The organism is Mailhella sp. (assembly GCF_057866825.1).
Map to the genome: position 1 here is coordinate 1 of NZ_DBMAHT010000081.1, position 9023 is coordinate 9023.

Genomic DNA, 9023 nt, shown 5'->3' on the forward strand with positions numbered 1-9023 from the left:
GTCCGAGCCCGGAAAGGTTGAACGATATCACCGGAATGTCGGTGAGACCGCATTCCTTGAGCGCCTTGTAGAGGAAGCCGATGTAGTTGGTGGCTCGGCATCCGCCGCCGGTCTGGGAGATGATGAGCGCGATGTGCTTTCTGTCGTACTTGCCGCTTTGAATGGCGTAGAGCAGCTGTCCGATGACCGTGATGGCGGGATAGCAGGCGTCGTTGTTCACGTGCCGGAGTCCTTCTTCCACGGCCTCGCGGGACACGGACTGCAGAAGTTCCGCCTTGTAGCCGCAGGCCTTGAGCATGGAGGGCAGGAACTGGAAGTGGATGGGCGACATCTGCGGAATGAGAATGGTGTGGGTTTCCCGCATCTCTTCCGTAAAGTCCGGGGGCATCCAGGTGTCTTCCTCCTCGGGAGCCATGGGGAGCAGGGTGGCGAACTCGGGCAGGGCCTTCTGCGCACGATTGTTTCTGCGTTCCTTCATGGTGGCGAGCAGAGAGCGCACGCGTATGCGCGCCGCGCCGAGGTTGGCGCCTTCGTCGATTTTTATCTGCGTGTAGAGCCTGCCGGAAGCGGAGAGAATTTCCTCCACCTGATCGGCGGTAACGGCGTCGAGACCGCAGCCGAACGACACGAGCTGCACCAGCGATACCTGATCCGACTGCGCGGCATAGGCGGCCGCGCGGTAGAGTCTGGCGTGGAAGGTCCACTGATCGACCACTCTCAGCTTGCCGGGATCGGGCATGAGATGGGCCACGGAATCCTCGGTGAGCACCGCGAGACCGGACGCCGTGATGAGATCGGGAATGCCGTGATGCACTTCGGGATCGACATGATAGGGATGACCGGCCAGAATGATGCCCATCTTGCCGGTCTTCTTGAGGAAGTCGAGCACTTCCGCGCCCTTTTTCTTCAAGTCGTCCTTGAACTTTTTCTTTTCGCGGAAGGCGTCTTCAAGAGCTTCCTGAATTTCCGCGCGGGGAATGTTGCGGAAGAGATCGAGCGGCAGGAGCATGTTGAGCAGACCGTCGAGCTCCACGGGCAGGAAGGGGCAGATGAGTTCCACGCCCTGTTCGCGCAGTTTTTCCACATTGTTCTTCAGCAGTTCCGGGTAACCGCCCACCACGGGGCAGTTGTAGCGGTTGTCCTGCGTGAGGAATTCCTTGCGCTCAAAGGCGATGCACGGATAGAAAATGCGGTTCACGCCCTTCTGGATGAGATCCATGATGTGGCCGTGGCTGAGCTTGGCCGGATAGCACACCGTCTGCGACGGAATGGTGGCCATGCCGCGGGCGTACATTTTTTTGGAGGACGGCGCGGAAAGCACCACGCGGAAGCCCAGCTTCGTGAACAGGGTGAACCAGAGGGGATAATCCTCGTACATGTTCAGCACGCGGGGAATGCCTATGCTGCCGCGGGGAGCCTTGTCCGGGGTGAGCGGCACGTAGTGATCGAACAGCCTCTTGTACTTGTAGTCGAAGAGGTTGGGCATGCTTTCGTCGGAAGCGCTCTTGCCTGCGCCGCGCTCGCAGCGGTTGCCGGAGACGAAGCGGGAGCCGTCGGAAAAGCGGTTCACGGTGAGCAGGCAGTGGTTGGAGCAGCCCTTGCAGCGGGTGACGCTTCTTTCGGCATGGAAGGCGGCCAGCTCTTCGCGCGAGAGCAGCGTGGAGCCGGCGGGGGACTCGTTTTCCCTGGCGATGAGCGCCGCACCGAACGCGCCCATGAGACCGGCAATGTCGAGCCGCAGCACTTCGCGGCCGAGACTGAGTTCCAGAGCACGAAGCAGGGCGTCGTTCTTGAAGGAGCCGCCCTGGGCAATGACGTATTCGCCGAGCTCTTCCGGGCTGGAAATCTTGATGACCTTGTAGAGGGCGTTCTTGACCACGGAATAGGAGAGTCCCGCCGCAATGTCGCCGACCGATCTTCCTTCCTTCTGCGCCTGCTTGACGCGCGAATTCATGAACACGGTGCAGCGGGTGCCGAGATCCACGGGATTTTCGGCGTGCAGCGCTTCGTCCACGAATGAGGGGAGATCCATGCCGAGCGACTTGGCAAAGGTCTCGATGAAAGAACCGCAGCCGGCGGAACACGCTTCGTTGAGCTGAATGCGGTCCACCATGCCGTCCTTGACGTGGAGGCACTTGATGTCCTGTCCGCCGATGTCGAGCACGAAGGTCACGTTCGGCAGGAAGAACTGCGCCGCCTTGCAGTGGGCCAGGGTTTCCACTTCGTCCACGTCGGCATGGAGTCCGGCCCGCAGCAGACCGCCGCCGTAGCCGGTCACGCCCGCGGCGGCAATGCGTGCATAAGGCGGCAGAATGTCATAGACGTCTTTGAGAATCTGCACCGCGGCTTCGAGGGGTCTGCCCTGACTCGGCGCATAGGACTGATGAAGGATGCGGCCTTCGGCGTCCACCAGCACGGACTTGATGGTGGTGGATCCGGCGTCGATGCCGAGATAGACGGGAGCGGGCGCTTCCTTCGTGCCGGAAAGGGAATTGATGTCCGCCCAGGTTGCGGTGTGGGAATTGTGCCGTTTGCGGAAGGCCTGCAGTTCCTCTTCGTTGCGGAAAAGGGGCGGCAGGGACACGACATCCGGCTTGTGATCGCCGCTGGTGAGTTTTTCAGCAAGAGCCGACAGCTCTTCGGCTGTCCACACACGCTCTCCAACCTGCTGCTCGTTGCCGGGAAGCTCGTGCTGAGAAACGGAATACATGGCCGTCCCCATGGCGACGAAATATTCGGCGTATTCGGGGAATATGGCGTTTTCCTTGGACAGGGCCAGCGTTTCCACGAAGCGCTGACGCAGGCTGCTCAGAAAAGCGAGAGGCCCGCCGAGGAAGGCGACCTTGCCCTCGATGGCGCGGCCGCAGGCCAGACCGCTGACGGCCTGTTCCACCACGGCCTGGAAAATGGAGGCGGCAATGTCTTCTCTGGCGCAGCCTTCGTTGAGCAGCGGAAGAATGTCCGTTTTGGCGAACACGCCGCAGCGGGAGGCGATGGGATAGATGGTGCGGTAGCGGGAGGCGAGCTCGTTGAGGCCCGCGGCGTCGGTGTTGAGGAAGGCCGCCATCTGATCGATGAACGCACCCGTGCCTCCGGCGCAGGTTTCGTTCATGCGCTGTTCCACGCCGCCGGTGAAGAACGTGATTTTCGCGTCTTCGCCGCCGAGTTCTATGGTAACGTCCACGTCGGGAATGCGCCTGCGGATGCTTTCCGCCGAGGCGATGACTTCCTGAACAAAGGGAATGCCGAGTTCTTCGGTGAGGGAGATGGCTCCAGAACCCGTGGCGGCCAGCGTGAAGGTATGACCGGAGAGCCCGCCGTCGGCGAGCGCTTCGTGGAAAAGCTGGGCCACCGTTGCCCGAACGTCGGACATGTGGCGCTGGTAGCGTGCGTAGAGCACACGGGTAGACGGGTCCAGGACAACAAGCTTCACGGTGGTGGAGCCGATATCAAGACCAATGTGAGCCAAGGTCGACCTTGTATTCATACAAGACACCCTGAGGGAATCGAACGCTGTTAGAATAAAGAAAGGATGAAAAAAACGCAAGAGGACATAGTTGTCCTCTGCGTCGGCCGGAAAAACGATTATTCGCGGATGCCCAGAGCTTCGAGGGCGAGGCGTGCGGCTTCCTGTTCGGCGCGCTTGAGGCTGCCTCCTTCGGCCACGAAGCTGCGCCCGTCGGAAAGTTCAAGCTGCACGCGGAAGGTCTTGGCGTGTTCGGGGCCGCTGCTGGAAAGGGGCAGGTACACGGGCAGGGAATGGAGTATGGACTGCGTGGCTTCCTGAAGACGGGTCTTGTAGTCCTTGCTCTTGCGGTCGGTGCCGGGTTCCGGCCAGCGGTTGGCGTAGAGCCGGTGGATGAGGGCCGAGGCCTCTTCGTGTCCGCCGTCGAGATACACGGCGCCGAGCACGGCTTCCATGGCGTCGGCGATGAGCGCCGCGCGTTCTCTGCCGCCCTGCGCCTCTTCACCGCGGCCCATGAACAGGGCTTCGCCGAGATGGAGACTGCGGGCCAGTTCGGCCAGCTTGCCTTCGCTCACCAGACGGGAACGCAGCCGGGTCATGCCGCCTTCTCTTTCTTGGGGAAAGCGCTTATAGATTTCATAGGAGACATTCACTTCCAGTACGGCGTCGCCCAGAAATTCCAGCCGTTCGTTGTGAACGGTGTTGTGCTCGTTGGCCCATGAACTGTGGGTCAGCGCCGTAGCCAGCAGCGAAATGTCGTGAAAACGATACTGGAGACGCTCCTCAAGCTCCGAAAGGCGCTTCAGCGTGTCGGGGGAAAAAGCTGTCCTGTTGTACATGTTTAAACTCCTCATGTGGGAAAGAAATAGGCTCTCATTCCCCGATTGGCAATAGCCCCGTTCCGACTTGACAAGAGTGCCGGTATTTCCTACTTATCTACCACAACATTCAAGGAGTCTTATCATGGCCTATGATATCCGTCTTGTAAAAATCGTGACCGGTGAGCTCATCATCGGCAAGTTCGACGCCGAAGCCAATGCTCTCACCGACGTCGCCATCATGCAGACTGTTCCCACCCAGCAGGGCGTCCAGCTCATGATGCTGCCCTACGGTTATCCCTTCGACCAGGAATTCAACGGCCGCATCGACGGCAAGCATTTTCTCTTCGAATACTCGCACACTCCGCAGGAAGTGCAGGACAAGTATCTGGAGGCCTGCTCCAATCTGTCGCTCTCTTCCGGCGGACTGAATCCCAATCCCCAGCAGAACGGCGGATCCGGACTTATTCTGTAGTCCCGTCGTCATGACCGTCAAAAGGCGCGAGAGCAATCCCGCGCCTTTTTTTGTCACTTTTTTATGTGCTGCTCCGTCTTTATCAGAACTTCTGAGCAGGGCTGTCTGCCGACCGGCTGCGAAAAAGGGTCCGTCAGTCTCATTTCGGCGCAGCCGACGCTTCCCGGAATGTGTTCGTCCGGCCGGGAGAGTTCAGAGGCGCAGAGAGCAGGGGAATCCTGCGGCAGACGGGCCTAGAGCGCCGTAAGCATGTACTTGCGCACGAGCTTTGTGGCGGCCTCGCGGCAGGCGTCGTCGGTTTCGTTCTGCGCGGAAAGACGAAGCAGCGGCATGGCTTCGTTCACGAAGTCGGGGCGGGCTTCCAGCAGACGGGCTATGGCGCGATAGCAGGAAATGCGCAGCGGCGCGTGATCGCAGAAACCGGTGCTCTTTTCTTCCGGGGCGTCGTAGATGTAGTGGAGCAGTACGCGGCGGAAGGTGTCGGCCAGAGGCGGGCACTGAGCCAGCGTTTCTCCGAAGGCTTCGGGAATGCCCCAGCCGATGTTTCCCGATTCCTCATTCATGTGCCACATGAAGCGGCGCACGATGTTCTTGGCGTCTTCGGGAGAATCGGCATAGACTCTGGCCATCACGCCGCCCATGGCAAAGGCCGCGCGCTCGGTCATGTCGCCGCCTTCGGGCAGGCAGGCGAACAGGGCGTTGGCCAGAGAAAGCGGACTGACGTTTTCTTCTTCGCATTCTTTGGGAAGAGGCTGATCTTTCGACCACTTGTCGTCGCGCAGCCAGGCGCGCAGGCTGTTTTTCAGGGAACGGAAACGAGGCATGGGCGTACTCCTTTTGCTGTCGGGCGCAAGATACTATGGAAGCGCATGTTCTGGCAAGGATTACCCGGTTTTTGACCTTCCGGCAATTGGGGCTTGACAGAACGGCGATTACAGGACAATTATTCGAGTTCCTATTGCGCTAACCAGCCCCGCCACCGGCGGGGAATTACTTGGAGGATTCCTATGAGCAAAGTTCTTCAGAACGCCGTCAAGACCGAAGCCGGTGTTGAAGTGAACGGCATTCCTGTTCAGCCCATCGTTGAAAACTGCAGCGGCTGCGATCGCGTCTGCGAATTCGAAGGCCAGCAGTTCTGCGCGAGCTACCCCATCCCCGCCAAGAAGTGGACTTCCGGCAAGTGCAACTTCGCTACCCACATCAAGGTGGAAGTCGCCGCCAAGGCCAAGGTGAACCCTCTGAAGGCCTCCAAGCGCGCCGCCAAGGGTCACTAAGCCGTACCCTGTTTTCCGGTCGTCCGGCCGGATTGCGGTTTATCGGCGCGGGCGTCCGCACGGGATGTCCCGCAGAAGAAAAGGCTCCGCTTTCTTTTGCAGAGCGGAGGTCTGTTCTCTGCCGTTTTTCTTTTGACCTTCACCGGGTTCCGCTCTGCGGCGCCCGGTGTTAGGTGTTTAAAAGGAGTATCATCATGTCTCAGGAAGAAAAGCATACGCTGCTTGCCTCGCTTTCCGGCTGTGCCGACCGCATGTTTGAACTGCAGAGCGCCATGACGGCCCGTCGCGGGCTCGGCCCCGACAACGGCGGCAACGGCGAACAGAGCAAGGCCGAATATCTTGAGACATGGCTGCGCTCCTTCGGCATCGACGACATCGAACATGTGGACGCCGCCGACGACAGAGTGCCGTCCAAAAAGCGCCCCAATCTTATCGTTCGGGTTCCCGGGCGTTCCGAGCGGACGCTGTGGATACTCGGCCACCTGGACGTCGTGCCCGCCGGAGAGGAAAGCCTCTGGCGTTCCGATCCCTGGACCGTCGTTCACGACGAAAATGATCCCGACCTCATTTACGGCCGAGGCGTAGAAGACAATCAGCAGGCCGTGGCGTGCGGCTGCGCGCTGGCCGCGGCGCTCAAGGAAAACGGCATTGTGCCTGATCTCGGCCTCGGTCTTATTCTGGTGTCCGACGAGGAAACGGGCAATGCATACGGCATTCAGCATGTGTTCCGCGAGAAGCCGGACTTTGTGTCGGCCGACGATCTTGTGCTGGTGCCCGATTCGGGCAGCCCTGACGGCGCGTTCATCGAAACGGCGGAGAAGGGCATTCTCTGGCTGCGGGTCGATGTTGAAGGGCGTCAGTGCCACGCCTCCCGCCCCGACGACGGAAAGAATGCGCTTGCGGCGGCCGCGGCCATGATTCTCGGAGCCGCAGACGTGGAAGCTACCTTTACCGCGCGAAATGCGCTTTTTGCGCCGGATCGCTCCACCTTCACGCCCACGAAGCACGAAGCCAACGTGCCCAACGTCAACACCATGCCCGGCAAGGAAGTGTTTTATATCGACTGCCGCGTGCTTCCCTGCTATTCGCTGGATGAAGTGCTTTCCGCCTTCCGCGCTCTGGCCGACAAGGTGGCGGAAAAGTACGGCGTTTCCGTGCGCGTGGAAAAATTTATGGAAGAGCCCGCCGCCGCGCCTACGGCTGAAAACAGCGCCGTGGTCGCCGGTTTGAAGAAGGCCGTGAAGGAAGTGCTCGGCAGAGACTGCCGTTGCGGCGGCATAGGCGGTTCCACCGTGGCGGTCAATTTCCGGGAACGCGGCATTCCCGCCGCCGTGTGGGCGCTTATTTTTGAAAACTGCCACTCTCCCAATGAGGCGGCGCGACTTTCGTTTGCCGTCAAGGAGGCGCAGGTGTTTGCCTCCATGCTCTTCAACGACTGAGCGGAGGCGTCATGCGCACGATACAGGTGGTGAACGTCCGCTGGTACAACGCCACGGCGTGGTATGGGGTAACGCTGGCGCATTGTCTTCAGAAGGCCGGTCACGAATCCCTGGTGGCCGGACTTGCCGGCACGCCGCCTTTGGAAAAGGCGCGTGAGCTCGGCCTGCCCACGGTTGCCTTGCCCTTCAATTCGCAGACGCCGGGCAAAATCGTGGAACTTTGGCGCGGCATGAACGGGCTTGTGCGCGATTTCAGGCCGGATGTCGTCAACTGTCATCGCGGCGAGGCCTTTGTGCTGTGGGCGCTGCTGAAGCGAAAAGGCGGCTATGCGCTGGTGCGCACCCGGGGAGACCGGCGTCTTCCGCGGGGCGGAGCGGTCAACCGCTGGCTGCACTGCCGCGCCGCCGATGCCGTCATTGCCACCAACAGCCTCATGACCCGGCATTTTGCCGATGTTCTGCGCGTACCCTCCGACCGGCTCTACACCATACTCGGCGGCGTGGACACGGCGCGCTTTCATGCCGACAGGCAGGCCGGAGCCGAAATGCGGCGTCAGTACGGCTATGCCGACGACGACATCGTCATGGGGCTCCTCGGGCGCATGGATGAAGTGAAGGGCATCCGGGAAACGCTTGCCGCGCTGGCCAGAGCTCGGGAACTTTCCCCGGACGCGAGGCGGATCCGCTTTCTCGTCATCGGTTTCGACTCGGAATTCACCACGGCGGACGTGGCTCGCTGGACGGAGGAATACGGCCTCGGAAAGCTCGGCGAAATCGTGACCGTCACGGGGCGGGTGCAGAGGCCGGAAGCCGTCATCAACGCGCTCGACTTCGGCATTCTGGCGTCGCTGGGCTCGGAAGCCATTGCGAGAGCCGCCTTGGAAATCATGGCGTCGGGCGTGCCGCTCATTTCATCCACCACGGGCGTGATGCCCGATCTTTTGGATGCGGAATACTGCTTTGCTCCGGCGGATGTGCCTGCCATGGCCGAACGCATGATTCAGGCCACGGACAAGGCGTGGCGCGAAAAGCTGGCAGGCGTGTGTCTCGACCGCATTTTCAAGGGCGGGCTGCGTCTTGAGGATTTTCTTGCCTCGTCGCTTGAGGTGTACGACGCAGCCCTGCAAAACGCCCGCGCGAGTCATTAATCCGTCGAGCTTCCGGCAGGTTTGCGGCAGAGGCAGACGCTCCTTTTGTTGAAGGGGGACGGCGTGTGCTCCCTCCGAAAAAGTTCCCCAGCTCGGTCTTTGACCGACCTGCTGCAACAATGAGAACCTCGGCAGCAGGGACGTTTTTTTGTGGTTTTCCTGCGCGTTCGCGGCAGGAAAAGGAAAAGCCCCGTCGGGTTACGGCGGGGCTTTGTCGTATCTCAACACGTTTTCTGCCGGAATGGTAAGTGCAGTGCCGTTCGGCGCGCTGAGGGGCGTGATGGCGTCGTTGCTCCGTGCAGCTTTTTTCGGCCGTGAATACGGGCGATTTTCCTCTCTCGGCTGGACTATCGGATGTCGGCGTCGTCATCGGGAACGGCGAAGGGTTCGCCCCATCTTTCCC

Annotated in this window: 7 protein-coding genes; 4 read left to right on the plus strand and 3 right to left on the minus strand. The window is 60.6% G+C overall.

The window, feature by feature from the left end; translation table 11 throughout:
- On the minus strand, positions 1-3469 hold a 3469-nt coding region (locus tag ACZM96_RS07815), incomplete at its 3' end, for an acyl-CoA dehydratase activase-related protein (RefSeq protein WP_489488374.1).
- Positions 3470-3585: 116 nt separating this feature from the next.
- Positions 3586-4305, minus strand: a complete 720-nt coding sequence (gene rnc / locus ACZM96_RS07820; RefSeq protein ID WP_489488375.1) for a ribonuclease III — start codon at positions 4303-4305, stop codon at positions 3586-3588.
- A gap of 124 nt (positions 4306-4429) precedes the next feature.
- On the opposite strand from rnc, the gene ACZM96_RS07825 reads away from it, so the two are divergent.
- A complete protein-coding gene (locus ACZM96_RS07825) occupies positions 4430-4759 on the plus strand; it encodes a hypothetical protein (RefSeq protein WP_294486710.1) in 330 nt (109 codons plus the stop codon).
- A 233-nt stretch (positions 4760-4992) separates the two neighbouring features.
- Here the strand turns inward: ACZM96_RS07825 and ACZM96_RS07830 are convergent, their stop codons facing one another.
- Positions 4993-5583: a DVU0298 family protein gene (locus tag ACZM96_RS07830; RefSeq protein WP_489488376.1), complete on the minus strand. Its 591-nt coding sequence runs from the start codon at positions 5581-5583 to the stop codon at positions 4993-4995.
- A gap of 183 nt (positions 5584-5766) precedes the next feature.
- On the opposite strand from ACZM96_RS07830, the gene ACZM96_RS07835 reads away from it, so the two are divergent.
- The 3 genes from ACZM96_RS07835 to ACZM96_RS07845 all read left to right on the plus strand — a co-directional run bounded on the left by ACZM96_RS07835 (position 5767) and on the right by ACZM96_RS07845 (position 8620).
- On the plus strand, positions 5767-6033 hold the full coding sequence (locus ACZM96_RS07835; RefSeq protein ID WP_294486714.1) for a PxxKW family cysteine-rich protein: 267 nt from the start codon (positions 5767-5769) through the stop codon (positions 6031-6033).
- Between the two features lie 194 nt (positions 6034-6227).
- Entirely contained in the window at positions 6228-7472 is a 1245-nt protein-coding gene (locus ACZM96_RS07840; RefSeq protein WP_489488378.1) for a M20 family metallo-hydrolase, read from the plus strand.
- Between the two features lie 11 nt (positions 7473-7483).
- A complete protein-coding gene (locus ACZM96_RS07845) occupies positions 7484-8620 on the plus strand; it encodes a glycosyltransferase family 4 protein (protein WP_489488379.1) in 1137 nt (378 codons plus the stop codon).
- Positions 8621-9023: the final 403 nt, after the last annotated feature.